Source organism: Aquihabitans sp. McL0605 (assembly GCF_049993875.1).
Taxonomy (GTDB): Bacteria; Actinomycetota; Acidimicrobiia; order Acidimicrobiales; family Iamiaceae; genus Aquihabitans.
Map to the genome: position 1 here is coordinate 3,963,462 of NZ_CP188252.1, position 26,055 is coordinate 3,989,516.

The 26,055-nt window shown below is 72.7% G+C and carries 26 protein-coding genes; 13 read left to right on the forward strand and 13 right to left on the reverse strand.

The features are described 5' to 3' along the window. Positions 1-36 precede the first annotated feature (36 nt). Positions 37-783: a PIG-L deacetylase family protein gene (locus tag ACPPVX_RS18310; protein WP_426572017.1), complete on the reverse strand. Its 747-nt coding sequence runs from the start codon at positions 781-783 to the stop codon at positions 37-39. After that, positions 780-1,421 carry a 2-phospho-L-lactate guanylyltransferase gene (gene cofC, locus ACPPVX_RS18315; RefSeq protein ID WP_426572018.1) on the reverse strand — a complete coding sequence of 214 codons (642 nt, stop codon included), beginning with the start codon at positions 1,419-1,421 and terminating at the stop codon, positions 780-782. The genes ACPPVX_RS18310 and cofC overlap by 4 nt, the downstream gene beginning before the upstream one ends. Positions 1,422-1,443: 22 nt before the next feature. Between cofC and ACPPVX_RS18320 the strand changes: the two genes are divergently transcribed. Genes ACPPVX_RS18320 through ACPPVX_RS18335 form a run of 4 tightly spaced genes read left to right on the forward strand, consistent with a single transcriptional unit; the run spans position 1,444 to position 6,536 of the window. Beyond that, the gene (locus ACPPVX_RS18320; RefSeq protein ID WP_426572019.1) at positions 1,444-2,457 is read left to right on the forward strand and encodes an NAD(P)H-dependent glycerol-3-phosphate dehydrogenase; all 1,014 of its coding nucleotides are present in this window, start codon (positions 1,444-1,446) and stop codon (positions 2,455-2,457) included. Between the two features lie 12 nt (positions 2,458-2,469). Then, entirely contained in the window at positions 2,470-4,437 is a 1,968-nt protein-coding gene (locus ACPPVX_RS18325; protein ID WP_426572021.1) for a hypothetical protein, read from the forward strand. After that, the gene (locus ACPPVX_RS18330; RefSeq protein WP_426572022.1) at positions 4,434-5,726 is read left to right on the forward strand and encodes an adenylate/guanylate cyclase domain-containing protein; all 1,293 of its coding nucleotides are present in this window, start codon (positions 4,434-4,436) and stop codon (positions 5,724-5,726) included. Before ACPPVX_RS18325 ends, ACPPVX_RS18330 begins: the two co-directional genes overlap by 4 nt. 9 nt (positions 5,727-5,735) lie before the next feature. After that, entirely contained in the window at positions 5,736-6,536 is an 801-nt protein-coding gene (locus ACPPVX_RS18335; RefSeq protein ID WP_426572023.1) for a L,D-transpeptidase, read from the forward strand. A gap of 213 nt (positions 6,537-6,749) precedes the next feature. Here ACPPVX_RS18335 and ACPPVX_RS18340 read toward each other — a convergent pair whose 3' ends face one another. Next, on the reverse strand, positions 6,750-9,410 hold the full coding sequence (locus ACPPVX_RS18340) for an alpha-mannosidase (protein WP_426572024.1): 2,661 nt from the start codon (positions 9,408-9,410) through the stop codon (positions 6,750-6,752). Between the two features lie 35 nt (positions 9,411-9,445). Between ACPPVX_RS18340 and ACPPVX_RS18345 the strand changes: the two genes are divergently transcribed. Continuing rightward, entirely contained in the window at positions 9,446-9,748 is a 303-nt protein-coding gene (locus ACPPVX_RS18345) for a GYD domain-containing protein (RefSeq protein WP_426572025.1), read from the forward strand. A gap of 6 nt (positions 9,749-9,754) precedes the next feature. Here ACPPVX_RS18345 and ACPPVX_RS18350 read toward each other — a convergent pair whose 3' ends face one another. From ACPPVX_RS18350 to ACPPVX_RS18365, 4 genes are read right to left on the reverse strand one after another with little or no spacing between them, the layout of a single operon-like run. Next, positions 9,755-9,985, reverse strand: a complete 231-nt coding sequence (locus ACPPVX_RS18350; RefSeq protein WP_426572026.1) for a hypothetical protein — start codon at positions 9,983-9,985, stop codon at positions 9,755-9,757. A gap of 21 nt (positions 9,986-10,006) precedes the next feature. Next, positions 10,007-10,522 carry an OsmC family protein gene (locus ACPPVX_RS18355; protein WP_426572027.1) on the reverse strand — a complete coding sequence of 172 codons (516 nt, stop codon included), beginning with the start codon at positions 10,520-10,522 and terminating at the stop codon, positions 10,007-10,009. A 4-nt stretch (positions 10,523-10,526) separates the two neighbouring features. Then, complete coding sequence (locus tag ACPPVX_RS18360; RefSeq protein WP_426572028.1) at positions 10,527-12,197, reverse strand: alkaline phosphatase D family protein; 1,671 nt, start codon at positions 12,195-12,197, stop codon at positions 10,527-10,529. 10 nt (positions 12,198-12,207) lie between these two features. After that, positions 12,208-12,513, reverse strand: coding sequence for a hypothetical protein (locus ACPPVX_RS18365; RefSeq protein WP_426572029.1), 306 nt, complete (start codon positions 12,511-12,513; stop codon positions 12,208-12,210). Positions 12,514-12,582: 69 nt separating this feature from the next. Between ACPPVX_RS18365 and ACPPVX_RS18370 the strand changes: the two genes are divergently transcribed. Genes ACPPVX_RS18370 through ACPPVX_RS18380 form a run of 3 tightly spaced genes read left to right on the forward strand, consistent with a single transcriptional unit; the run spans position 12,583 to position 15,278 of the window. Continuing rightward, complete coding sequence (locus ACPPVX_RS18370; protein WP_426572030.1) at positions 12,583-13,290, forward strand: ribonuclease HII; 708 nt, start codon at positions 12,583-12,585, stop codon at positions 13,288-13,290. A gap of 9 nt (positions 13,291-13,299) precedes the next feature. After that, positions 13,300-14,418 (forward strand): acyl-CoA dehydrogenase family protein, encoded by a 1,119-nt coding sequence (locus ACPPVX_RS18375; RefSeq protein WP_426572031.1) that lies wholly within the window; start codon positions 13,300-13,302, stop codon positions 14,416-14,418. Positions 14,419-14,420: 2 nt separating this feature from the next. Then, on the forward strand, positions 14,421-15,278 hold the full coding sequence (locus tag ACPPVX_RS18380) for an SDR family NAD(P)-dependent oxidoreductase (RefSeq protein ID WP_426572032.1): 858 nt from the start codon (positions 14,421-14,423) through the stop codon (positions 15,276-15,278). A 25-nt stretch (positions 15,279-15,303) separates the two neighbouring features. On the opposite strand, the gene ACPPVX_RS18385 is transcribed toward ACPPVX_RS18380, so the two are convergent. Genes ACPPVX_RS18385 through ACPPVX_RS18395 form a run of 3 tightly spaced genes read right to left on the reverse strand, consistent with a single transcriptional unit; the run spans position 15,304 to position 17,402 of the window. Next, complete coding sequence (locus tag ACPPVX_RS18385; RefSeq protein WP_426572033.1) at positions 15,304-16,173, reverse strand: metal-dependent hydrolase; 870 nt, start codon at positions 16,171-16,173, stop codon at positions 15,304-15,306. Between the two features lie 35 nt (positions 16,174-16,208). Next, the gene (locus tag ACPPVX_RS18390) at positions 16,209-17,051 is read right to left on the reverse strand and encodes a maleylpyruvate isomerase N-terminal domain-containing protein (protein ID WP_426572034.1); all 843 of its coding nucleotides are present in this window, start codon (positions 17,049-17,051) and stop codon (positions 16,209-16,211) included. 42 nt (positions 17,052-17,093) lie between these two features. Beyond that, positions 17,094-17,402 carry a hypothetical protein gene (locus ACPPVX_RS18395; RefSeq protein WP_426572035.1) on the reverse strand — a complete coding sequence of 103 codons (309 nt, stop codon included), beginning with the start codon at positions 17,400-17,402 and terminating at the stop codon, positions 17,094-17,096. Between the two features lie 354 nt (positions 17,403-17,756). Between ACPPVX_RS18395 and ACPPVX_RS18400 the strand changes: the two genes are divergently transcribed. Beyond that, positions 17,757-18,497, forward strand: a complete 741-nt coding sequence (locus ACPPVX_RS18400; RefSeq protein ID WP_426572036.1) for a fatty acid desaturase CarF family protein — start codon at positions 17,757-17,759, stop codon at positions 18,495-18,497. 47 nt (positions 18,498-18,544) lie between these two features. On the opposite strand, the gene ACPPVX_RS18405 is transcribed toward ACPPVX_RS18400, so the two are convergent. Further along, the gene (locus ACPPVX_RS18405) at positions 18,545-20,071 is read right to left on the reverse strand and encodes a DUF222 domain-containing protein (protein ID WP_426572037.1); all 1,527 of its coding nucleotides are present in this window, start codon (positions 20,069-20,071) and stop codon (positions 18,545-18,547) included. 183 nt (positions 20,072-20,254) lie between these two features. After that, a complete protein-coding gene (locus ACPPVX_RS18410) occupies positions 20,255-21,508 on the reverse strand; it encodes an acyl-CoA dehydrogenase family protein (protein WP_426572038.1) in 1,254 nt (417 codons plus the stop codon). 167 nt (positions 21,509-21,675) lie between these two features. Here ACPPVX_RS18410 and ACPPVX_RS18415 point away from each other — a divergent pair, with 167 nt between their 5' ends. The 4 genes from ACPPVX_RS18415 (at position 21,676) to ACPPVX_RS18430 (ending at position 24,834) form a co-directional block, all read left to right on the forward strand. After that, the gene (locus tag ACPPVX_RS18415) at positions 21,676-22,146 is read left to right on the forward strand and encodes a hypothetical protein (RefSeq protein ID WP_426572039.1); all 471 of its coding nucleotides are present in this window, start codon (positions 21,676-21,678) and stop codon (positions 22,144-22,146) included. A 374-nt stretch (positions 22,147-22,520) separates the two neighbouring features. Continuing rightward, positions 22,521-22,991 (forward strand): hypothetical protein, encoded by a 471-nt coding sequence (locus ACPPVX_RS18420; RefSeq protein WP_426572040.1) that lies wholly within the window; start codon positions 22,521-22,523, stop codon positions 22,989-22,991. Between the two features lie 47 nt (positions 22,992-23,038). Then, a complete protein-coding gene (locus ACPPVX_RS18425) occupies positions 23,039-23,635 on the forward strand; it encodes a maleylpyruvate isomerase N-terminal domain-containing protein (protein ID WP_426572041.1) in 597 nt (198 codons plus the stop codon). 2 nt (positions 23,636-23,637) lie between these two features. Then, on the forward strand, positions 23,638-24,834 hold the full coding sequence (locus ACPPVX_RS18430) for a phosphatidylinositol-specific phospholipase C1-like protein (RefSeq protein WP_426572042.1): 1,197 nt from the start codon (positions 23,638-23,640) through the stop codon (positions 24,832-24,834). On the opposite strand, the gene ACPPVX_RS18435 is transcribed toward ACPPVX_RS18430, so the two are convergent. Beyond that, complete coding sequence (locus ACPPVX_RS18435; protein WP_426572043.1) at positions 24,835-26,001, reverse strand: AI-2E family transporter; 1,167 nt, start codon at positions 25,999-26,001, stop codon at positions 24,835-24,837. Between the last annotated feature and the right edge of the window lie 54 nt (positions 26,002-26,055).

Sequence of the window (26,055 nt, forward strand, 5' to 3'; positions counted from 1 at the left end):
GTGGGGTGGGGTGGGGTGGGGTGGGGTGGGGTGGGGTCAGCGGTCGGTCGGCAGGAAGCGGTAGCGCTCGGCCAAGGGGGTGCCGGCCCAGGAGCCGGCATCGACGAGGCCCTGGCGGACCTCGGCGCGGAAGCGGAGCTCCTCGGCGGCGCTGGCGACGGGGTCGTCGGTGATGAACATCGTCGACTCGTACTGGGAGCGGTGCGACTCGAGGGCCGCCACCTTGGCGGCGAGGCCGGCCTCGGTGACGGGCTCGGCGTGGTCGGGCTCGTCGGCCTCGAACAGCAGGAGGGCGTCGGGGCGGTGGTGGGCGATGCCGTGCTCGGGGAAGAAGTGCGGGTCCCGGGCGGCCACCAGCGCGTCGCAGACCAGGAACCCGGCCGCGCGGTGGTCGGGATGCAGCCGGTAGCGCTTCCACGGGTCGTGGCCGAGCAGCACGTCGGGCCGCAGCTCCCGGATCCAGCGGGCCAGCTCGGAGCGGGTGGCGCGGTCGTTCTCGAGCTCGCCGTCGACCCGGCCCAGGAACACGACCTGACCGGTGGCACCGAGCGCCGCCGCCGCGGCACGGGCCTCGGCCTGGCGGGTGGCGACGAGCGCATCGAGGTCGGCCGAGGGGTCCCAGGTGCCCTTGGAGCCGTCGGTGCAGATGAGCAGCGACACCTCGCAGCCGGCGGCGGCCCACCCGGCGAGGGTGGCGCCGGCCCCGAACTCGATGTCGTCGGGGTGGGCGCCGGTGGCGAGCGCTCGATGGGGGATCGGGAGCGGTGCCGACGTGGGGCTCACGAGGCGAGCCCCGCCGCGAGGTCCTCGCCCCCGGGGAGCTGGAGGTCGTCGGGGAGGTCGACGTCCCAGCTGAGCACCTGGTCGTCGACGATCGCCACGGGGAGGCCGAGGCGGGCGGCCTCTCCGCGGTGGCGCTCGCACGACCCGGCGCCGTACGCGAAGCGGAACCCGCAGCCGGCGGGGATGGTGATGACGTTGGTGCCGTCGTTCCAGCGGTCGGGCACGATCACCACGCCATCGCTGCCCACGACGTGGTCGAGCCCGGTGGCGAGGGGGAGGTCGGCGTGGGCCACGAGGATCCGGCCGGCGCCCTGGAGGGTCACCGCCTCCACGCCGGCCTCGACCGCGCCGATCAGCCCCAGGCCAGGCGTCCAGTGGACCGCCGCGCCCACCTCGGTGGCCCAGGCGCGGACGGCGTCGTCGTCGCAGACGACCGTGACGGGCATCGAGCCGGCCGCGCGCACCACCCGCGTGGCCATCTCCCGGGCCAGCACGGCCCGGGCCTCGGGCGACAGCGCGGGGGCGAGCCGGAGCTTGGCCTCGTGGAACGCCTTCACCGGGATCACGACGGCGACGTTCACGAGCGCCACGCTACCGGCGCCGCGGGGAGGGCCGGTTCCCAGAGCGACGTCGGTCACGACGTGCCTAGCCTGCGGCCCCATGGACATCCGGGTCTCCGTCATCGGCGCCGGCTCGTGGGGAACCACGGTCGCCGCCCTCGCCGCCCACAACGCGCCCACGGTGCTGTGGTCCCGGCGGGCCACCCTGGCCGAGCAGATCGACCAGGACCACGAGAACGGCGACTACCTGGCCGGGTACCGGCTGCCCACGCAGCTGCGCGCCACCGCCGACCTCGAAGAGGCCGTCCGCCAGGCCGACCTCCTGGTCATGGGGGTCCCGTCGCAGGGGTTCCGGGGCGCGCTCGAGTCGGTCAAGCCCTACCTGCGGCCGTGGGTGCCGGTGATCTCGCTGTCGAAGGGCCTCGAGCTCGGCACCCGCCTGCGGATGAGCCAGCTCATCGAGGAGGTGCTGCCCGGCCACCCCGTCGGCATCCTCACCGGGCCCAACCTGGCCAAGGAGATCCTGGCCGGCCACGCCGCCGCCAGCGTGGTGGCGATGGACGACCACAACATCGCCACCGCGGTGCAGCGCATCTTCGAGGCCGAGCTGTTCCGGGTGTACACGAACCACGACATCATCGGCTGCGAGATGGGCGGCGTCCTGAAGAACGTGATCGCCATCGCGTCCGGCATGGCCGACGGCCTGGGCGCGGGCGACAACACCCGGTCCGCGGTGATCACACGCGGCCTGTCCGAGGTCACCCGCATGGGCGTGGCCCTGGGCGGTGAGCCGCTCACGTTCTCGGGCCTGGCGGGCATGGGCGACCTGGTCGCCACCTGCATCAGCACCCAGAGCCGCAACCGGCACGTGGGCGAGTGCCTCGGCAAGGGCCAGACCATCGAGGAGATCATCGAGGCGATGAACATGGTCGCCGAGGGCGTGAAGACGTCGAAGGTGGTCATGGAGATCGCCGCCGACCTGGGCCTCGACATGCCCATCGCCTCGGAGGTGTTCGCCTGCTGCCACGAAGGCCGTAGCGCCGCCGAGGCCTACACGGGCCTCCTGCGGCGCGGGACGGGCCGTGAGATGGACGGGATCAGCCCGGCCAGATAGACCCCGTGGGTCATGTTCCGTCGTCGCACCACCGCGCTCGAGCCGTCGTCGGCTGAGAACCCCAGGTCAGCGGGGCTGTCGGCTGCCGAGCTGGCCGACGCGGGCTGGATCGTGCCCAAGGGCCTGGCCCCCGGGCGGGCGCAGGGCGACCCGGCATGGACCCTCGTGGGCACGGTGGGCTCGCCCACGGCCACCGCCGTCGACCCCAGCGGCCTGGTGGTGGGCGAGGGCTGGAGCCTCGACTGGTGGATCGGCGCCGATGACCGGTGGCACCACCCCGCCCGCGAGCACGGCGTGCGCCAGGGCGTGGCCGACGAGGTGCCGATCACCGAGACGCTCCTGAGGATCCCCGGAGGCGACGCGGTGCACCGCGCCTACGGCATCCGCTCGCCGCGCGGGACCGGCGACGAGTGGGTCATCACCGAGATCGAGAACCGCACCCCGGTGCCCGTCGGCGTCGCCCTCGTGATCCGCCCGTTCATGGCCGACGGCATCGGCTCGATCGGCTCGATCACCATCGAGCCCGTCGCCGGCGGCACCGGCCGAGACGTCGCCCACCTGGTGCGCGTCGACGGCCGCCCCGCGCTCGTGGTGCCGCGCCGGCCGCTCGTGCTGGCGGTGGGGAACCGGGCGACCGGCGACGTGGTCGACACGGTCGACGCCGGGCGCCTGCTCGATGCCGACGCGCCGCTGCTGGCCGCCGAGTGCCCCGACGGCCTGGCCACCATGGCCCTCGTCTACCCCGTGCCCCACACCGCAACCATCCGCGTCGCCCTGCCCGTGGGCACCGTCGACGACCGCGAGGCGGTCGGGTTCCCGGCCGTCGTGCCCGACTCGGCCACGGTGGCATCGGGCTGGGAGGTGCACCGGCGCGGGCCCCGCTTCGAGCTCCCCGACTCCCGGCTGCACGGGGCCATCGATCGGGCCCGCACGCAGGTGCTGCTCGCCCACGACGGCGAGGCGGTCCACCGCGACGGCGGACGCGCCCCCGACCTCGACCCGGGGGCCACCGAGGTCATCCTCGGCGCCCTCGACCTGCTCGACCGGCCCAGCGACGTGGGCACCGTCGTGGCCCGCTGGACCGAGCGCCTGATCGACGCCGAGCCGGGGGTCGACGCCCTGGTGCTCGCCACCGTGGCCCGCCACTGGTCGCTGCACCGCATCGATGCCCTGCTCGACTGGATGCTCCCGGAGGTGGCGGCCGCCGTCGAGCGCCTCGACCGCGCCGACCGCCGGGGTCGCCTCACCGACCCCGTCACCCGGGGTCGGGCCATCCGTGCGCTCGCGGCCGCCGCCGAGCTGCTGCAGACGTCGGGCCAGGCGGCCGCGTCCGCATCGGTCGTCGCGCTCGTCGACCGCCTCCGCTCGTCGGCCGCGCCCCTCGCCGTGGGCCCCGACCCCGCCGATCGCCTGGTCGACGCGGCGTGGCACATCGCGGAGGGCGATCGCGAAGGCATCGAGGCGCTCGACCGCGAGCTGGTCGCCGTCAGCCCCACGGGCGCCTGGCCCGGCCCCGGCCGCCGCCCCCGCCGCATCGGCCACGACCTGGCCGCGGCCGCGGCGGTGATCCAGGCCGGACGCGCCCTGCTGGTGGCCGAGCGACCCGACGGCCTGGCCCTGCTGCCGGTGTTCCCCGACGGCTGGTTCGGTGGCGGCGTGGAGCTCCACGACGCCCCTACGACCTTCGGGCGGCTCTCGTTCGCCGTACGGTGGCACGGCATGCGGCCCGCCCTGCTCTGGGAGCTCGAGCCCCACGAGGGCCTCGGACCGGTGCGCATCAGCGTCCCCGGGCTCGATCCCACCTGGTCCACCACCGAGGCGCGGGGCGACGCCCTGCTCGCCGAGGTGGCGGCACCGGTCGGCCTCGAGCTGATCCGCGAGGTGGCCGAGCACCCCGGCGTGCAGGAGCACATGCGTCCCGAGGCCGACGACGCCCCCGCGCCGCCGCCCGAGCTGCCCGAGGGCGGGATGTTCTCGTGACCGATCCGACCGATCCGACCGATCCGACCGATCCGACCGATCCCACCGATCCGGTGGAGCCCGAGGTGCCCGACCTCGGTCCGGCGCTCAACGCCGGCGACATGACCGACCTGCTGCGGTCCGCCGGCATGGACGACGACGCCATCAGCCGGGCGCGGGCCGACCGGCACCTGGAGCTGCTCGCCATCGAGCACCTCGTGCTGCCCGAGCCGGCCGACTACGACCTCGACGGCATCGCCGCGGTCAGCGGGCTCACCCCCGACCAGATCACCCGCCTCTGGCGCTCGCTGGGCTTCGCCGAGCCGCAGCCGGGCGACCACCTGTTCACCGATGTCGACGTCGACATGCTGCGCACCATCGGGCAGCTCGTGTCGATGGGCTGGATCGACGAGGAGCTCACCGTCCAGATGGCCCGGGTCATCGGGTCGTCCCTCTCACGCGTCGCCACCGCCCTCATCGACAGCATCGACCCCGACGAGCCGCGGGTCGGGCGGCCCCAGAGCGACGACGGGTTCGCCGCCATCGCGCCGCTGCTGCTCCCCATGCTCCTGCAGGTCATGGACTACGTGTGGCGCCGCCACGTCCAGGCCGAGGCCCGGGCCCGCATGGCCCGCGAGCACGCCGACGGCGACCCCGACCACCGCGTCGTCGGGTTCGCCGACCTGGTCGGGTTCACCGCGCTCAGCCAGCAGATCGATGCCCACGAGCTGGCCGCGGTGGTCGACCGGTTCGAGACGATCGCCTACGACACGGTGAACCGGCTCGGCGGCCGCGTCGTGAAGATGATCGGCGACGAGGTCATGTTCTCGGTGCCCGACGAGGCATCGGCGGTGGAGATCGCCCTGTCCCTGTCGGAGACCTACCGCGACGACGACGAGCTCTCCGACGTCCGCGTCGGGCTGTCGGCCGGGCCCGTCCTCCAGCGCGAGGCCGACCTGTTCGGCCCGGTGGTCAACCGGGCCAGCCGCATCGTCAACATCGCGTTCCCCGGGTCGGTCGTGGCGTCGGGTGAGCTGGTCGATGCCCTCGCCGACGTCGAGGGGCTCACCTGGAAGTCGATCGGCTCGCGCAACCTGAAGGACATTGGCAAGGTCCCGCTCTTCCTCGTGCGGCGCGCCTCGGCCGAGCAGCCGACCAAGTCGTCGCGGCAAGAAGCGGAGTCCCGGCGGGCCGAGCGGCGCGAGGCCCGGGTGGCCGAGATGGAGGAGCGCCGCAACGAGCGCCGGGCGCGCCGGGCCGCGGCCGACGCCGACGGATCGCCAGCGACAACCGACGGCGACGCCACCTAACCTCTGCCCATGGCGAGCGGCTGGTGGAAGGCGATCCCCAAGGCGATCCCCATCGCAGCCGCGGTGGCGGTGGTCGCCGTGGGCGCCGCCCTCGGGTTCGGCCGAGCCGAGCCGCCCGTGGTGCCCGGGTCGGTCACCCTCACCGCCGCCGCGCCCAAGGCGGCATCGATCCGCGGTGCCTGGGCCGCGTCGAAGCCCGCCACCCCCACTTCGTTCACCGTGGCCGACGCCACCGTCGACCTGGTGCACGTGTTCGAGTCGCCCGGCGTGCCCCTGGCCGCTCGCCCCACCCTGGCCAACCCCACCTGGGAGCGCCTGCCCGTGGTCTTCCTCGTGCTCGAGGACAAGGGCGAGTGGCTCCACGTGCGCGTGTCGTCGCGGCCCAACGACCTCACCGGCTGGGTCCAGCGCTCCGAGGTGCGCCTGCGCGAGGTGCCCAACCACGTGCTGGTCGAGGTCGGGGCCCGGCGGGTCACCGTCTTCCACGGCGACGAGGTGCTGCTGCGCGAGCCCATCGCGGTAGGCATCGACCGCACCCCCACCCCGACCGGCAACTTCTTCGTCGACGGCGTGGTGAAGGTCTCCAACGCCGGCGGCGCCTACGGCCCGTTCCAGGTCAGCGTCAGCGGCTTCTCGAACGTGCTCCAGAGCTTCGGCGGCGGCGTCGGCCAGATCGCCATGCACGGCACCAACCACCCCGAGAAGATCGGCCAGGCCGTCAGCAACGGCTGCATCCGCATGAACAACGACGTCATCACGAGGATGGTCGGTCTCGCCCCGTTGGGAACCCCCGTCGACGTGGTGGCCTAGGCGGCCTAGCGGCCTCTCGTCACTCGTTCGCTGGCGCTCACTCCGTTCCTCGAACTTGTCGGAACTCCTGACGTCGCTGTCCTCGCTCAGGGGCACGACTTCGTCGCACCCCTTCGAGTGGGGGGGGGTCCGCAGGCTCCGCCCCCCACACCCCTCGGGCTCGCTTCGCTCGGAACCCCTTCCTCGCGCTCGTGGCTCGGTCTGGTCGGGGGGTTACTCGTCGAGGGCGATGGTGGCGATCTGGTGGGGGCGGAGCTCGAGGGTGCCAGTGAACCTGGCGCCGGTGGGGGCGGCGTTGAGGTCGGTGAGCTCGCCGGCGCGGCCGGGGATGGTGACGGTGGTGGGCTCGTCGGTGGTGTTGACCACGCGGACCTCGATGCGGCCGTCGGCGCGGCGGGTGAGGGCGCTGACCTCGGCGCCGTCGACGCTCAGGGCGCTGCCGGTGGCGTCGGCATCGCCCAGGCCGTCCTTCTTGCCCGGGAAGCGGGCGGTGAGCAGCGGCGTGAAGGCGTCGTCGGCGATGGCGTACGGGTCTCGGTCGCCGAAGTGCAGCACGAGGTCGGCCTGGTGGCGGCCGATCATCTGGGCCGCGGGCGTGGGCGTGGGGGGCCCGGCGGGGAGCGCCCGCATGGCCATGGGGCCGGCGGAGATCAGGCCGACGCAGCGCAGCAGCGTGAGGGCCACCGACGAGGCGCGGGCGTCGTCGCCCTCGCCGTAGATGTCGACCAGCTCGTACTCGCACAGCCCGTCGTGGGCGACGGTGAGGCCGCCGGCCTGCACGAACCGGCGGGACGGGAAGGTGGGGAGGCCGATCTCGTTCGGGCCGCCCTCGGCGGTGAGGCCGCGGGTGACCGTGCCGAACGCGCACTCGGCGACCGACTCGGACGCGGGCTCGGGCAGCGGGAACCACATGCGGACGCGGTGGTCGGTGGACGGGTTGTCGAAGCGCACGTTGACGCGGACCAGGTCTTCGCCGGCGCGCAGCTCCACGCACGTGTAGATGAACACGTCGATCGGCCCGACGCGGCGGCCGTGGTCGAGCCGGGTGGGCCAGCGGTAGCAGCGGGTGATCTCGATGCGGCCCCGCACCGGGCCGGCTTCGGTGACCAGGACGTCGGTGCTGTGGGGGCGCTCGATGATGCCGTCGAACTCGGGGGGCGACCAGTTGTAGGTGTCGCCGGCGTCGCCGTCGTCGACGATCTTGCCGAGGCCGGCCACGCCGTTGACCGAGAACGTCCCGTCGCTCTGATCGGGGACGATGGTAAGGATCCCGTTGGTGATGCCCTGGCCGCTCGGGCGCACGGCGAAGTCGCCGAGGTCGGCGGGGGTGAGGCCCCGCCAGCCGAACCCGGGCACGGGCTCGGTGCGGACCAGCACCTCCTGGGTGGCGCGGGAGCGGGCCACCTCGAGGTGCACGGTGCCTTCGGGGTCGGCCTCGGCCAGGGCCTCGAGCTGGAGGCGCAGGGCCGTCATGTCCTGGAGCTTGGGCCCGTTGTCGGCCGTGAACGTGGCGATGACCGTGCCATCGGGCTGCTCCACCACGGTGGCGCTGCTCAGCTTGGGGTCGTCGATGATGGCCCGCTGGACCACCGGCACCGCAGTGGTGCGGTTGATGGTCTGGGTGCGCTCGAGGGCGTCGCGCACCGACAGCTGCTGGGCGTGCGGCGGCGGCACGTCGCCGGCGATGACGGCGCTGACGATGCCGGCGCGCTCGCGGCTGGTGGGGTTGACCACCACGGCGGCCTGGCCGGACGTGGCGAGCACGCGGATGAGGGCCCGCTCGGCGATGGCCTCGGCCACCCGGGTGGACTCGGCGTAGCGGTGCAGGACCGCGTCGTTGACCTCGTCGGCGGAGCAGCCGCAGATGGAGTCGTGGGCGGCGTTGCGGATGACGTCGCGCCACGCGTAGTCGAGGAACGCCGCCGGGTACGCCTCGGCGGGCTGCCACAGCGTGGCCAGGGGCTCGGCCACCCGCTCGAGCCAGCGCTCGACGCGAGCCGCGGCCTGCTTCACGTCGACGCGGCACGACGCCACGCCCATCAGCAGGTTGGACCGGGCACCCGAGCGCAGCTCACCCCGCCACGTGGGCAGGTCGACGCGGGGCATGCCGGCGATGTGCGCGGCCAGGGAGGTGACCGTCAGGTGGTAGTCGCTCGACGCATCGTTGGCCTCGGCGACCACCCGGCCGAGGTGGGCCTGGGGGAGGAGGTGGTCGGTGCCGTTCATCCAGAGGATCGAGTCGCCGACCTTGTTGCCCTGGGCCTCCCGGAAGGCCTCGATCTTCTCGAGCAGCTCCTTGCCGTGCTCGGGCATGCGGGCGCCGTTGCCGTAGCCGTCGGTGAGGTACTCGGCGCGCACCTGGGTGCCGTCGGGGGCCTCCCACCAGAAGCCGGGAGCGTCGATCGCCTCGGGCACGCCGCGCCACACGACGGCGTCGGCCAGGCCGAACCCGGCGAGGATCTGGGGCATCTGGGCGACGTGGCCGAACATGTCGGGCAGGTAGCCGACCTGCATCGAGCCGCCGAAGCGCTCCGCGGTGGCCAGGCCGAGGCGCAGGTTGCGGACGTGGGTCTCGCCCGAGACGAGGAACTCGTCGGGCAGCGTGTACCACGGCCCGAACGAGAGCCGGCCCGACTCGTTGAGCGCGGTGATGCGCTCGCCCTGATCCGGGCGGATCTCCAGGTAGTCGTCGATGACCGCCAGCTGGCCGTCGAGCTGGAAGTGGGCGAACGAGTCGTCGCCCTCGAGCCGCGGCAGGAGGTCGTCGAGCAGCTCGACCAGCTGCATGCGGAACAACGGGTAGGGCTTGTACCACTCACGGTCCCAGTGGGTGTGCGGGACGATGTTCACCTGGCGGGGGGTGGCGGCGGTCATGGCCCAACGCTACGAGGTCGCACTACCCTGCGGCCATGCCGAAGTACGTGATGCTGTCCACGCTGGGACCCGATGGCCACGCCCGGCTGCGAGAGAACCCGGAGCGGCTCCGCGAGGTCAACGCCGACGTGGAATCCATGGGCGTCAAGGTGCTCGAGCAGTTCGCCCTGCTCGGCCCCTACGACTTCTTGAACATCCTCGAGGCCCCCGACGACGGCACCATGGCGCGGGTGGCCAGCACCCTCGCGTCTCGCGGCACCCTCAAGACGCTCACGCTCACGGCCATCGAGGTCGAGGACTTCATCGAGATCATGGGTGGCGGCACGGGCGAGGGCTGACCCCGCTCAGTACCACCACATCGAGTTCTTGCGCTCCCGGCGCACCTCGTCGAACCCGATGGCGACGGGCAGCACGTGGCCGTCGCTGCGCCGCCGCACCCGGTAGCCGGCCTCGGTCACCGACTCCACCTGGAACCCCGAGGCCCACGACCGGTCGAACCCGGTGCGCACATCGACCTTGGTGCCCGCCTCCAGCCGCGTCACCCGGAGGGGAGCGTCACGGGGGGCGTCGGGCACGTCGCCGAGGATAGGTCTCCGTCAGGTGCCGATCGGGGCATCGGCACCCGGGTCGCCGACCCACGAGAACGCGGGCGTGACCACCACCTCGCTCGTGAGGCTGTTGGCGATGAAGCACTCGCGGTGGGCCACCGCGCACAGGTGCGCGAGCCGCTCGTCGGTGGGCCGGGCGGCGGCCGTGTCGGCGAGCACGATGCGGGGGCGGAGGTCGATCCGGGTGATGCGCATCGGTGGGTCGTCGCCGGGCATCACCGCCTCGACCTCGTCGCGGTACGACACCACGTCGAGGCGCGCCGCGGCCGCCACCGCGAGGAACGACAGGAGCTGGCACGACGACGCCGCCGCCACCAGGAGCTGCTCGGGGTTCAGCCGCGACGGATCGCCCCGGAACGCCGGGTCGGCGGTGAGGTCGAGGCCGACCGCCGCCGGGGCTGCGGTGAGGCGGTGCGCCCGGTCGTAGTGCTGGTAGCCCGACGCCGTGGTGCCCTCCCACGTGAGCGAGGTGCGGTAGGTGTGGACGTGCGCCTCGTCGGTCACGAGGTCAGCCCGTGTAGCTGGCCGTGCCGTCGACGGGGGCGGCCGGCGGCGCGGTGGGCGTCGTCTCCGCCGGCACCGTGGTGGTCGTGGTGGTGGTGGCGACGGGCAGGACCACCGGGTCGCGGTCGACCACCACGTCGGTGTGGTCGGTGCTGACGGTGCTCGTGGGCGCGTCGGTGGCGGCGGCGACGCGGAAGTCGGTGGTGAACGACTCGGCGGTCACCGTGCACACCGAGTAGCCGCGCTTGCGGGCGTTGGCGTAGCTGATCCACGGCGACTGGGCCACCGAGGCCTCGAACAGCGGGATGGCGTCCTCGCCGAAGCCGCTGCTGATCGAGGTGGCCACGATCTCGAAGGCGATGTCGGGTGAGGCCGGGTCGTCGTAGTCGAGGCGGAGCGCGGCGGCCCCGGCGAGGTGGATGTCGCCCGAGAGGACGATCGGGTTGCGCACCTGGTGGGTGACGAAGCTGTGCAGCATGCGGTTGCGGGCCGCCACGTAGCCGTCCCACTGGTCGAAGTTGAAGACCACGCTGCCGCCCACGTGCAGCGGGGTGGCGGTCATCACGGTCTGCTGGGCCACCACGTTCCACTGGGCGGTGGTGGCGGCGAGCCGATCGGTCAGCCATGCCTCCTGCGTGGCGCCGAGCATCGACTGGCTCGCCGCGTTGCGCTGGGGGATGTCGTTGCCGACCGATTGGCCGTTGGGGTACAGCGAGCGGAACTGGCGGCCGTCGAGCACGTAGAAGCGGACCAGGTCGGAGTGCTCGATCGTGCGGTACAGCGTGTAGTCGGCGCCCGTGGGTGCCGGCAGGCGCAGAGGCGAGTGCTCGTACCAGACCTGGAACGCGTCGGCGCGGCGGAGGCGGAAGGCGGCGATGGCCGCCGGGTCGCCCGCGCCCTCGCCGTCCTTGCCGAACTCGCTCACGGTGTCGTTGGCCACCTCGTGGTCGTCCATGGTGATGATCCACGGGAAGGCGTGGTGGGCGGCCTGCAGGTTGGCGTCACCCTTGTAGAGCTCGTAGCGGGCCCGGTAGGTGGGCAGGTCGACCGATTCAGCCAGGGTGAGCGGTCGAGGGCCCGAGGTCTTGGACTTCTCGTAGATGTAGTCGCCGACGAACACCACGAACTGCAGGTCCTCGGCGGCCATGCCGGCGTACGCCGTGTAGTAGCCGTCGCTCCAGTTCTGGCAGCACGACAGGCCGAAGCGCACCTCGGCGGGCGTGGCCCCGGCACCCGGGAACGTGCGGGTGCGGCCGACCGGGCTGGTGCGGCTGTCGACCGTGAAGCGGTACCAGTACCAGGTGTCGGGCTGGAGCCCGGTGGCCTCGACGTGCACCGAGTGGGCGAGCGCGGCCACCGCCGGTGCGGTGCCCGACGCGACGATGGTGGTGAACGCGTCGTCGGAGGCCACCTCCCACGTCACCGCGATGTCGCCGGCGGGCAGCGGGTCGAGCGCATCGGGCGTGATGAGGCGGGTCCACAAGATGACGCTGGTGGCGTCGGGATCGCCCGACGCCACGCCGAGCGGGAACAGCTCGCCGGCCGGGAGCAGCGCGGCGCGGGCCCGGGCCGACGCCAGCTGGCGGGGATCGAGGAGGGCGGCGCCGGCGGCGGCGAGCGCCCCGGCGAGGAAGGTGCGGCGGCTGGCCAGCCAGGGGGCAGGGGCGTCGGTCACGGGTGCTCGCTCAGGGTGCAGGTGGGGTGGACAGGTGGAGGGCCTGGGCGGCGGCGCCCGCCAGCGCGGCCCAGGCCAGCAGCTGGGCGGCCGCGGCGGTGTTGCGGTGGGAGGCGGCGGCGCCGATCGACATCGACGAGCCGGCCGAGCCGATGGACAGGAACGAGCCCGCCGAACCGATGCAGAGGCACGACCCGGCGGAGCCGATCGAGAGGAACGATCCGGCCGAGGCGATCGACCACGCCGACGCGAGCGACAGCGTGGACCGGTGGCTGAAGGCCGAGGCCACCGAGCGGCTGGAGCGGAACGAACCCACGGGCGCACGGTAGGCGAGGGGCCGGGCGCCCTGCCGGATGGGTTCCGGGCCGCGGTAGGTTCTCGACCGATGGCACCCGCAACGGCCCCGCAGCTCCGCAAGGCGCTCAAGCGGTCTGCGCCCGGCCTGGCCAACGAGCGGCGCCTCTGGGAGGCGGGCCACCAGGTGGTGGTGGGGATCGACGAGGTGGGTCGCGGCTCGTGGGCCGGACCGCTCACGATCGGCGCCGTGGTGCTCCCCCGGGAGCGGCGGGTCAACAAGATCCGCGACTCCAAGCAGCTCACCGAGCGAGAGCGCGAAGCGCTGTTCGACCGCATCACCGAGTGGTGCGACGCCTGGGCGGTGGGCCACGCCACCGAGACCGAGTGCGACGAGCTGGGCATGTCGGAGGCGCAGCGGCTGGCGGCACGCCGGGCCGTCGAGGGGCTGGGGGTGCGGCCCGACCAGTACCTGATCGACGGCAAGTGGGACTTCATCGGCGGCGGGACCACCACGATGATCGTGAAGGGCGACGCCACCTGCCTGTCGATCTCGGCCGCGTCGATCCTCGCCAAGGTCACCCGCGACCGGATGATGCGCCTCGAGGACGAGAACTTCCCGGCCTACGACTTCGCCTGGAACAAGGGCTACCCGTGCCCCCGCCACAAGCAGGCCCTGCGCGGCCTCGGCCCCTCGGCCATCCACCGCCGCAGCTGGGCGTTCATGGACGACATCCCGTGGACGGGTGCGGTGCGCTACGTGCGACCGGACCCGCAGGGCACCCTCTTCGACGTGTAGACAGCGCCCATGTCCACACCCCGGCAGGCGGCCGCCGCCCTGTTCGCCGAGCTCGATGCCATCGGGGCCGCCGCCCCGGCCGGCGGCTCGTTCGACCCCATCGCCATCACCCGCATCGCCGAGGCCGGCCTGGCGGGCGTCTCCGTGCCCAAGGAGGTGGGCGGCCTGGACCTCCCGATCCTGGAGATGGTCGACGTCTGGTCCGAGCTCGCCCGCGCCGACGGCTCCATCGGTTGGGTGGCGTTCGCGATCGACTCCGCCGTCTCGTACTTCGCGTCCTACCTGCCCGACGAGGGCGTGGCCGACCTGTTCGCCGACGGCCTCCCGCTGCTCGCCGGCCAGTTCGCGCCCAACGGCGCCGGCGCCGAGGACGGCGACGACTGGGTCGTCGACGGCAGCTACCAGTTCGGTTCGGGGCTCACCATCGCCGACCTGGCCGGCTGCGGGTTCTTCTCGTCGCCCGCCGACGGCAGCGATGCGGGCTACCGCTTCGGGGTCCTGCCCATCGATCAGGCGCAGGTCACCGGCAACTGGCACGTGCTCGGCCTCCAGGCCACGCAGTCGGTCGACTACACGCTGGCGGGCGTGCGCATCCCCGATCGGCACACCTTCGACTTCTTCGCCCCGGTCCGGTACCGGGGCTCGGCCGTGCACCACCTCGGCGTGCTGCCGCTCACGGCTGTCGGCCACGCCGCGTGGGCCCTCGGCGTCACGCGCCGGGTCCTCGACGAGCTGCAGCTCGCTGCCTCGCGCACCCGCATGGGCGCCCCGTCGTCGATCGCCGAGTCCGACCACGGCCTCATCACCATCGCCCGGCTCGAATCGAAGTACGCCTCGGGGCGGGCCTGGGTCCGCGAGGTGTGCGAGCGGGCCGTGGCCGAGTGCGAGGAGTCGGGCGACTTCCTGTCCGACCCCACGTCGCACCTCGTCCGGCAGGCGTGCGTGCACGTCAACCAGACCGGTGTCGACATCGCCGAGGAGGCGTACCGGCTGGCCGGCACCGTCGCCCTGCGCGACGGCGGGATGCAGCGGGCGTTCCGGGACCTGCACGCCGGGGGCCAGCACTTCTTCGCATCCAACGCGGCCAGCATCGACTGGGCCCGCTCGCTGCTCGAACAGGGGAACTGAACATGGACGACTTCACCGGCACCACCGCCCTCGTCACGGGCGGCGCCAGCGGCATCGGCCGCGGCCTCGCCACCTCCCTGCTCGAGGACGGTGCCGCCCACGTGGTGCTCGCCGACATCGAGGCCGAGGCGCTCGCCGAGGCCGTCGCCGCGCTCACCGGCCTCGGCTTGGGCGAGGTCTCGGGCATCCGGTGCGACGTCACCGATCCCGAGTCGGTCGAGCTGACCGCGTCGCTGGCGTGGGAGCGCACCGGTGGGCTGCGCGTGGTGTGCCTCAACGCCGGCGTGTTCGCCGGCGGGTACGCGTGGGAGACCACCCTCGACGACTGGGACTGGGTCCTGGGCGTCAACCTGCGCGGCATGATCAACGGTGTCCGGTCGTTCGTGCCCCGCCTCATCGATGCTGGTGAGCCCAGCCACCTCATCGGCACGGCGTCGATCGCCGGCATCGTGGCCGCACCCGCGTCGGCGGTGTACTGCACCTCGAAGTTCGCGGCGGTCGGGCTCATGGAGAGCGTCCAGCACGACCTCGGCCTTGCCGGCGCCACCCACGTCGCCACCTCGGTGATCTGCCCCGGCATGGTGGCCACCAACATCGACCACGGCGAGCGCAACCGGCCCGCCGCCCTCGGCGACGCCACCGACACCGAGGCGTCGCACCTGTCGGGCGACAGCATCGAGAAGATCCTCGCCGAGAGCGGCCTCGACCCGTTGGTCGGCGCCCGCCACGCCCTCGGCCAGGCCAAGGCCGGGCGCTTCTACGTGACCACCCACGAAGGCGACATGTGGGACCGCCTGGTGGGCAACGAGAACGACGACCGCCTCGCCGGCCGACCGCCCCGGTTCCAGATGTACGAGTAGGTCGCGGTCGGCTCGGTCGGCTGGGTCAGCGCGGTCGGGCGATGAGGTCGTCGGTGGGGTGCTCGTCGAACAGGCGGGCCCGCCACTCGGCCACCAGGGCCGTGGTGTCGTGGTCGTCGGGGTGGAAGTCCCGCCTCGTGTAGTCGAACAGGGCGGCGCCCATGCCGAGCCCGGCGAACGGCGAGGTGCGCAGGCCCTTGATGCTGCGCCAGACCGCGGGGAGGTCCCGCGCGGCCGGGTCGAAGGCCATCGAGGTCAGGGCGCCCGAGATGATGTCGAGGCCGGTGGTGACGACGGCCACCCGCAGGGTCCACGCCCGCAGCCAGTGGCGCCCGTCGACCGCCATGTACACGTCGAACGCGACGGCCTTGTGCTCGGCCTCCTCCAGCGCGTGCCACACCACCAGGTCGCGGATCTGGTCGTCGACCATCAGGTCCCGCACGTCCTGGCTCGAGAGGATCGCGTCGGCGAGCGTCGCCGTGCAGTGCTCCAGGGCGGCGGTGGCCGCCAGGCGGGTGCTCGGCGACAGCACCCGGTCGACGGCGCGCAGCCCCCAGTGGGCGCGGCGATCGAGGTGCCGGGTGGGGTAGCCCAGCTCGGCCAGGCGCAGGTTGAGCGCGCGGTGCTCTCGGGCGTGGACCGTCTCCTGGCCGATGAACCCGGTCACCTGCTCGGCGAGGATCGGGTCGGTCAGCTGGCTGCGGAACCGGCGGACCGAGCGCACGAAGAACGCCTCCCCCTCGGGGAAGACGGACGAGCCCATCGCGGCCAGGTGGCTCAGCACGATGTCGTGGCCGAAGAAGTGCCGGGGGAGCGGCCGCCCCTCCCACCGGTGCGTGACCTGGCGCGCCCGAACCCGCAGCGCCGATCGATCAGCCCCCTCCCGGCGAACCATCGACGCGGTCTACCACGGAACGCGTGGTCCGACGGTCAGGTCGGCTCCCCGTCGAAGGTGACCGCCAGGCCGTCGAGCAACCACGACGCCGACGCCGGGTCGGCCGCGGGCAGGGGAGCGCGGATGCTGAGGGCCTCGAGCAGGTCGACGGCGCTGCCGGTCACGCGCAGATCGGTCTCGGCCCCGCCGACCCCGGAGCGGACGTCGACCTCGTCGCCGACATCGACCACCACGTGCACGTCGGGGTCGGTGGCCTCGATGGCCAGGGTGCCCCGACGGGTCTCGCCGCGGGTCAGCGCGTAGGCCGGAGCCATCCCGGCGACGTAGCGCAGCGACGCCGCCACCTCGTCGGCTTCGACGGCGGGGGTGGTGCCCTGGGGAAGGAGGATGTCGCGCTCGTGCACCCAGCCGTCCCAGAGCGCGTGGTGGGCGAGGGCGCTGATGGTGAGGTGCCCTGGGGGCGCCTCGGCCAGGGTGGTCCAGCCGGCCGCGTCGAGCCCGTCGAGCAGGGCCAAGAACGCGTCGTTCGACGCGAGGAAGCGGTCGCGCACGGCCTCGTCGGTGTCGGCCTCGGTGGCGGCCACCAGCTGGGCGGGGGTGGCGACCGGGTCGAACGTGGCGAGGAGCTGCGACGGCTGGCCCTGGAGCCCCTGGCCGATGGCGAAGGTCCAGAACGCGTTGGTCGAGTCGAGGTGGGAGATCACGTCCCGGCTCGACCAGCCGCGGCAGCGGGTCGGATGGGCCCACTGCTCGGCGGTGAACCCGCCCACCGCGTCGGCCAGGCGCTGCCGCTGACGGATGGTGGGCCCGGCGATGGCCGCCGGGTCGCCGTCGAGCGCCAGGACCGGCCGGCTGCCGTACCTCGGAGTCAGTTGCATCAGGCCACCCTGCCACAGCTGACCGGCCGGAGGTCGGGGGGTTCAGCCGAGGATGACCCGCCCGTAGGTCACGCAGAGGCCGGCGCCGTTGATGAGCACGAGCGAGCCGATGAACGCGCCCGCCACCACCCGCGCCTTCCAGTCCCGGCGTCCCGTGACCGCAGCGGGCATGTACCACTCGGCGAGGATCGCCTGGGGAACATCGCCGGGGCGCCACGGGACGGCGTCGTCGGGCAGCTCCGCATCGCCGGCCGCGAGGGCGAGGGCCGTCAGCTCCTCGTCGGAGATGGGCGCGGCAAGGGGCTCGGCGCCTTGCTCGCTGGTGGTGGACGACATCTCGGCGACGCGCATGGCGATCTCCCGGTGCTCGGACGGCCCACCCAGGCTACGGCCGTCAGTGGGCGAGCAGCGCCGCGAGCTCGTCGCGCCGGTCGAGGAACCGCGGATCGCGCTTTGGTGGTGGGGCCGCGGCTGGCGCCGAAGGGGATCTCGATCTCGGTGTGCGCACCCGGCCGGGGGCGGGCCGCCAGCACGTAGATCCGCGGCGACAGGGTGGGCGGGGTGCAGCCGCTCCGACGTGAGCGCGGCGTGGTGGAGGTGGATGGTGGCGCAGGTGCCGCCCTCGAGATGGGAGCCCAGACCGCGGCTCCCGCGCGCTGACCGCCCCTCATCCGACCCGGCAAGCGGCCTCGTACACTCCACGCCATGCAGACCACGACCGAGGTGCCGCCGCCGCGCCTCCTCGGTCGCTACTCGTACCCCACGAGCCACCGGGTCATCGAGCTGGTGGCCATCGTGGTGTGGATCGGCTGCACGGCCGTGCTGGCCGTCCGGGTGATCGCCGCCGCGGCCGATCAGCTGTCGCTGGGCGTGGTGCTCGGCATGGTGCTGGCCGCCGGCGCGGCGTACCTGGCGGCCGACTTCCTCTCGGGCCTGGTCCACGCCCTGTGCGACAACCTCGGCTCGGTGGAAACCCCGGTCGTCGGCCAGAAGTTCATCCGCTCGTTCCGCGAGCACCACAGCGATCCGCTCGACATGACCCGTGGCGACTTCGTCCGCGTCAACGCCGACAACTTCCTGGTCTGCCTGCCGGTGCTCATCCCGGTGCTGCTGTGGGTCGATGTCGACGAGCACCTGTTCGCCGCCACCTTCGTGCTGGCGCTCACCGGCCTGGTGATCGTCACCAACCAGATCCACAAGTGGGCACACATCGCCCGCATCGGCGAGCCCGTCCCGGCCTCGGTGGGCTGGCTCCAGCGCCGCGGCGTGATCCTTTCGCCCGAGCACCACGACATCCACCACACCCCGCCGCACGAGTCGCACTACTGCATCACCTCGGGCGTCACGAACCCGTTCCTCACCCGGATCGGGTTCTGGCCGGTCCTGATGCGGGGCTGCCGGGCCGTCGGCCGCCACCTCCCCGGCTCTCCCGCCGCCGGAGGCTGATCCGGCCCGTCCCTTCAGCGGGGCACGCCACCGAACGAGCGGGCCCATCAGCAGCGCTGGGGTCGGCCGACCGGCCCGGACCGTCGGGCGGCGAGGCGGCGGCGGAGGCGAGCCTCGATCTGGTCGGCCTCGTCGTCTGACACCGGCGACGAGACCTCGCCTTCGTCGCGCCCCTCGGGGTCTACGCGCCGCAGGGGTGGCTCGGGCGCGTGGTCGTTGCGGCGGAGGCCCGCGTCGGGTGGGAGGAAGCGGCGAGGCCCCGTTCCGGCCTCGAGGTGCCACCCGTGGTGGGTCTTCCGGAGGTGGCAGGCGGGGCAGAGCGGGTCCTGGTTGGCGAGGTGCGTGATGGGGTCGTCGCCGTAGGGGACGCGGTGGTCGACCTCGATGGCGATGGATCGGTTGCACGCGCGGTTGCTGCACCGCACGCCGTCGGCCTCGATGGCGGTGCGCTGGTGGGCGTTGAGCCCCCGGCCGTGGTGGGCGACGGTGACGACGTCTCTCCCCTTGCGGACCACCACCGCGAGGAACGGGTCGTCGAGGAGGATGGCTCGGACCGCCGCGATCGACACGGGGCCGAGCCCGGCGATCTCACTGGTCTCGCCGGCCAGCGTGTGGCCGCGCAGCAGGGCGGTGTGGTCGACGTTCACGATCACCTTGACGTTGTTGCCGCCGGGGAGCTTGTGGGGGAGCGGCACCACCCGGTCGGGGTCCCACGGCGGCGACCACGTGGGCGGTGATCCTGCCGGGGGCGTGACACCCGCGGGCGCATCACTCTCTGGCTCGCGGTCGGTGGGCTCGCGGTCGGTGGGCTCGCGGTCGTGGGTCCCCTCGCCGGCAGGCTCGGGTCGTGCCGGTTCCGCCGCGGCGGCGCGGAGGTGGCCGTAGTAGGCGAGCATGGCCATGTAGGCGTCGTAGGACCGGTTCTCGTAGGTGTCGCGCGTGCCGTCGGTGCGGCCCTGGCGGAACATGACCTCCTCGAACGGCCGGAGCATGGCGTCGAAGGTGGCGGCGTCGGCGCCGGGGCCGGAGATCCGCGCCCAGAACGCGCCGTCGGCATCGGTGCCGCGGCGCAGCGACCGGCGGGCGCGGATGCGGCGCTCCCGTTCGGCGGAGTCGGTGGCGGCCGCCTTGGCCTTGGCGGCCTTGTCCTTGAGTGCCTTGTTGGTGTCTCGGGACGCCGAGTCGAGAAGGTCGTCTTCGGCGGACGGATCGGCCGAGGCTCCGTCGGCGACGGCCCCGGCCTGATCGGCGGAGAGGTCGCCCTTGCGCATGGCGTCTTTGGTTTTGGGCAGCCGGTCGGCCTTCTTGGCGGTGCCCAGCTGCCGGCTCGCCTCGGCCACCGAGATGCCGGCCTTGGCGGCCAGCCAGTCTGCGGCCGAGTGGTGGCCGTGACCTCGCCAGGCATCGGTGCGCGCCACCCGCAGGGCCAAGAACAGCAGGGCGCCGCCGAGCGCCTTGTCGGCCGTGGCCAGATCTTCGACCGCGGCCGCGGCCTGCGGACCGGTCATGAGCTCGGGCTCGATGACCGCGGCGACGTGCAGCGCCTGGGTTCGAAGATCCGATGTCACCGTCATGACCCTGAGCCTAACCCGAACACACGTTCGATGGAAACCACATCCATCAAAAAGTGCTGAAATGTCCGATTTGGGATAGACGGGTGCGGCGGTGGATACCCGCTGACCTGGGGATCGTGCCGACGAGCCCTAGAGCCCGAGCCGACGACCGAGCCGGCGCCCGGGGCGCGGGACAGGGTGGCGTCAGCCCTTGAAGATGTCCTTGAAGGGGCTCTTGGAGTCGATGCCGGGCTCCTTGGGGAGGCCCAGGACGCGCTCGCCGATGATGTTGCGGAGGGTCTCGTCGGAGCCGCCGGCGATGCGCATGCCGGGAGTGCCGCAGACGAACGTGCTCCACGCGTAGGTGCCCCACTCGCCGCTGTCGGCGAGGAGCCGAGGGCCCAGGACCCTGGCCACGAACTCGGCGGTGGCCGTGAGGTTGTCGGTGAGCATGAGCTTGCCGAGCGAGAGCTCCGGGCCGGGGACGCCGGTCGCCTTCAGCTTCTCGGCGGCGCGCTGGTTGGTGTACTTCGCCACCTGGAAGCCCGTGTAGAGGCGGGCGAGCTCGTCGCGCAGGACCGGGTCGTCGGCCACGTCGAAGTGGCGCATCATCTGGATCAGCCGGGTGGCGCTGGCGAGGCCCAGCCCGCCGCCTCCGCCGCCCCCACCGATCGAGGCCCGCTCGTTCATCAGCGTGGTGAGCGCCACGGTCCAGCCCTTGTTCACGTCGCCGAGGCGGTGGGTGTCGGGGACGCGGACCTCGTCGAAGAACACCTCGTTGAACGCGGACCCGCCGGTCATCTGGCGCAGGGGCCGGACCTCGACGCCGGGGGCGTGCATGTCGACCACGAACCCGGTGAGGCCCTGGTGCTTCGGGAGGTCGGGGTCGGTGCGGCAGATGATCTCGCCGATGTCGGAGTAGTGGGCGCCCGAGGTCCACACCTTCTGCCCGCTGATCACCCACTCGTCGCCGTCGCGCTCGGCCTTGGTGGTGAGGCCGGCCAGGTCGGAGCCGGCGGCGGGCTCGCTGAACAGCTGGCAGCCCACCAGCTCGCCCCGGTACATGCGGGGCAGGTAGGCGTGCACCTCGGGCTGGCCGTGCTCGAGCATCGTGGGGGCGACCATGCCGAAGCCGATGCCGAAGAAGCCCTGGGCCGGGACGTCGTAGCGGGTCTCGAGGGAGCGGTAGGCCTGGTCGTAGGCGCGGGGGAGGCCCCGCCCGCCCAGCTCGGTGGGGCCCGCGATCCAGTGCAGGTCGGCGGTGGCCTTGGTGCCCAGCCATGCCTTGGCGGCGGCGAGCTGGCGGGCCTCCTCCTCGGGGGTGATCTCCTCGAAGAGGGCCACGTCGTCGGAGCCCTGGCCCCACTCGAACGCGGTCGCCTCGGGCTTGGGTGAGGCGTTGGCGTCCAAGAAGGCGGTGGCCTCGGCCTTGAACTCGTCGAGCGTGAGATCGGTCATGGGGGTCCCCTGTCTGCGTGCTGGTCGTCGTCCGCCGAAGAACTTGACTGATCGGTCAAGTTACTGCGCGGGAGCGGCGCGCAGGGATCGGATCGACCGGATCGGGGTAGTGGCTGGTCATCCGGCCTCCTAAGAGGCGACACCGACACGACCTGGAGCAACTTCTCATGGACATCGTTCGCAACGACGACGGCACCCTCGTGGTCCCGGTCGATCCGCCGCGCATCCACGAGACCGACGAGACCTCGGCCGAAGAGGTGCAGGCGCAGATTGACGCCCAGCCCACCACCCGCGTGCTGCACCCCGGTGAGGGGGGCTACGACGAGGCCCTGGCCGAGTGGGATGCCCAGCAGAACCCCGACCGGGGTGCCGCGGTGTCCACCGCGTCGGGCCGGGAGCAGGCCCGCACGGTGGTGCACGCCGTCGCCACCTCGCCCGACCACGCCGTCGCGCCCGCAGTGGATGCGCTCGACGACCCCGAGGCCCTGGGCGAAGCGCTCCGCCACGTGCTGGTCGGTGGCGTCCACTCCGTCGAGGACTTCGCCGCCGAGGTGGCCGACGCCGAAGGGGGACCGCCCCTTCCTGCGCACCAGGCGACGAAGATCATCGGCGAGGTCCTCGCCGAGATCGACACCTGACGGGATTCGACGCCTCAGGGGATTCGACGCCTGACGGGATTCGACGCCTGACGGGATTCGACGCCTGACGGGATTCGACGCCTGACGGGATTCGACGCCTGACGGGATTCGACGCCTGACGGGATTCGACGCCTGACGGGATTCGACGCCTGGCGGGATTCGACGCCTGGCGGGATTCGACGCCTGGCGGGATTCGACGCCTGGCGGGATTCGACGCCTGGCGGGATTCGACGCCTGGCGGGATTCGACGCCTGGCGGGATTCGACGCCTGGCGGGATTCGACGCCTGGCGGGATCGACTCCTGACGGGATCGGCGGTGACCGGAGCCTTCGGTGACTGGGGGACGGAGCCGGCGCACCGGTACCTTCGGGTGCATGCATCGGCTCCGTCCCTATCCGGTCGCGGTCTTCTGCGCCGTCACGCTGTTCATCTGGGTGAACCGCATCTGGCTCACGTGGACGAACGGGACCGACTCGGTGGGCCGCAAGGTCCTCTGGACGGTCCCGATCGGCGCGTTCGTCCTGGCGGCCACGGTCCTGCTGGTGGCCCTGCTGAGCGGCGCCGACCGAGATGCCCGGTGGTTCCGCGTGCTGGTGCAGGCGTTCGCGGCGGGCACGGCCCTGTACTGGGCCATCCGCCTCCCGATGATCGCCCTCAACCACCACGACCTCACGCCGTCCGAGGAGATCGCCTTCAAGCTGGTGCACACGGTGCTGGCCGTGGTGTCGGTCACCGCTGCGTGGTTCGCCTGGCGCTGGGCCCGGTCCGCTCCGGCCGGCACCGATGCCGCCGGTGGGGCGCCGGGTGCGGCCGCGGGCCGGGTGCCCGCCGCTCCCTCGACCTGACGGATCTCCCCGGCCGGGCGCCGGGCCCCTGTGGTTGACTCGCCCCCATGGTCGTCCCCATCCGCGAGCTCGCCGGCTGCCGCACCGCCCACGATCGCCTCGATGAGGCCATCGCTGGGCTCACCGATCAGCAGGCCCGCCAGCCGAGCCGGCTGCCGGACTGGTCGGTCGGCCACCTCCTGACCCACATCGCCCGCAACGCCGACAGCGTGGTGCGCCGCATCGAGGGCGCCGCCCGGGGCGAGGTGCTCAGCCAGTACGAGGGCGGCCGCGAGGGCCGCGCCGCCGACATCGAGGCGGGTGCCGCGCGCCCCGCGGCCGACCTGGTCGCCGATGTGCACCGGTCGTCGGCCCGCTGCGACGAGGCCTGCGCCGCCGTGGCCGCCGAGGTGTGGGAGCGCCCCACGCTCGGGTTGGTCGGCGGCGAGTCGCCGGCGTCGTTCCTGGCGTTCTCCCGCTGGCGAGAGGTCGAGGTGCACCACGTCGACCTGGGCCTCGGCTACCAGCCGGACGACTGGCCCGCCGACCTGGTGGAGCTGTGGCTCCCCGGCCTCCTCGAGGCCCTGCCCGGCCGCACCGATCCCGCCGGGCTGCTCGCCTGGACGATCGGCCGCGCCGAGGCGCCGGATCTTCCAGACTGGTGACCATGGGGAACTCCAGGGTGGGCACGAAGGGGCTGCTGGTCGCGGCCGCGCTGCTGAGCGCGGCGCTGGTCGGGTGCAGCGGCAGCAGCGACGCCGGGGCCGGCAAGGGGAGCAGCGGCGGGGGAGCGGCCGGCACCACCACGACCACCATCGCGCCCGACGACGACCTGAAGCTGAACCAGATCCAGGTCATCGGCACCCACAACAGCTTCCACGTCGAGGACCGGCCCAACGAGATGGCCAAGCTCGCGAAGCTGAACCCCGGCGAGGCCCTCACGCGGCAGTACAGCCACCAGCCCCTGCCGACGCAGCTGGGCGAGGAGAAGATCCGCCAGATCGAGCTGGACGTGTTCGCCGACTCGAAGGGCGGGCTCTACACCCACCCGGCCCTCGCCGCGGCCGGCACCAAGGTCGATGCCGCCATGAGCAAGCCCGGCACCAAGGTGCTGCACGAGCAAGACGTCGACTTCCACTCGGTCTGCCCCACGCTGGTGGCCTGCCTCACCGAGGTGAAGACCTGGTCCGATGCCAACCCCGGCCACGTGCCGGTCGCCATCAACATCCAGTTCAAGGACGGGCCGCTGATCTTCGCCGTGCCGAACCAGGCCGTCCCCGAGAAGTGGACGAGCTCGGCGATGGACGGGCTCGACGACGAGATCACCTCGGTGTTCGACCGCGACGAGATCATCACGCCCGACGACGTTCGCGGCGATCACGCCACCCTCGAGGAGGCGGTGCTGGCCGACGACTGGCCCACCCTGGGCGAGAGCCGCGGCAAGGTCATGTTCCTCATGATCAACCCGGAGCCCTACCGCTCGATCTACCTCGAGGGGCACGCCGGCCTGAAGGGCCGGATCCTGTTCACCAACGCCGTGCCGGGCGAGCCCGACGCGTCGTACGTGGGCCTCGACGATCCGCTCGCCGACGGCGCCGAGATCACCGACCTCGTGGCGAAGGGCTACCTCGTGCGCACCCGCGCCGACGCCAACGGCGTGGAGGCCAAGGCCGACGACACCACCCGGCTCGACGCCGCCCTCGCCAGCGGCGCCCAGTGGGTCAGCACCGACTACCCCGGCCCCGATGGCGCCAAGGCGCAGTACGGCACCAGCTACGTCGCCGAGCTGCCGGGCTTCCTGCCGGCGCGCTGCAACCCCGTCACCGCCCCGAAGGGGTGCGTCGACGCGGCGGTCGAGCCCTGATCAGGCCGGTGCGCTCGGCGGGTCGGTGTCGGTCAGCGTGGTCTCGTCGGCGCCGAGGGTGATGACGTCCTTCGGCCGTCCCTCGCGCTCGTTCCAGAGGTCTCGCACCACCACCTGGATCACGCCCGCCACCGGGATGGCCAGCAGGGCGCCGAGCAAGCCGAACACCTCGACGCCGATCAGCACCGACACCAGGATCCCCAGCGGGTTGATCTTCACGGTGCGTGCCATCACCGTGACCTGCAGGACGTTGTTCTCGAACTGCTGGTAGAGGACGAAGAAGATGATGGTGGCGATGCCGACGGGCGTCGACTGCAGGAACGCCACGAGCACCGGTGGGATGGCCCCGAGCGTGGCGCCCACCAGCGGGATGAGGTCGGCGAACGCCACCCAGAGGGCCAGCACCTCGGGGTAGGGGATCCCTGCGATGCGCAAGAAGACGTACGCGGCGATGCCCGCGAGGATGCTGATCACGAGGTTGCCGAACATGTAGCCCGACACGGCGCGCGACGCGTCGGACGAGACGCGCCGCACCCGTTCCCGGCGCGATTCGGGGATGATCCCGAGGAACGAGTGGCTCAGCTCCGGTCCGCCCAGGAGCAACAAGATCGTCAGCACCATCACCGTGATGGCGGCCACCAGCCCCGAGAACACCGAGCCGACGACGGAGACGCCCTTGCTCCCGGCGCTGTTGAGCTGGTCGTCGATCGCCTTGCGGTTGTCGTTGAACTTCTTCTCGAGGTCGTACTTGGTGATGAGCTCGCCGATGCGGCCCTTGCCGGCCTGGGCGTCGTCGATCATGTGCGGGAGGTTGTCGGAGAACTTCTGGCCCTGGACGACGATGGGCCGGACGAACGCGTAGATGAGCGCCGTGAGCACGACGAGGCCGGCCAGGAACACCAGCAGCGTGGCCACGCCGCGGCGCATCTTGGCCCGGTACTGCAAGAAGTCGACCGCCGGGGTGAGGACCACCGCGAAGAACAGGGCGACCAACAGGTACGAGACGATGCGCCACAGCCGGCCGACGGCCCACACGGTGCTCGACATGGCGAAGATCACCGAGACCACGACGAACGTGGTGGTGGCCACGTAGCGGATGTCGACGCGCCGGCTGGCGGGGTGGGTGGTGGCGCCCGCGCTGGGCGCAGCGTCGGGCTCGGGCTCCATGGGGTCGAAGGTACCGACGGCGGTCGCCCGGCTGGGGGATGGCCGGTTGCGGGT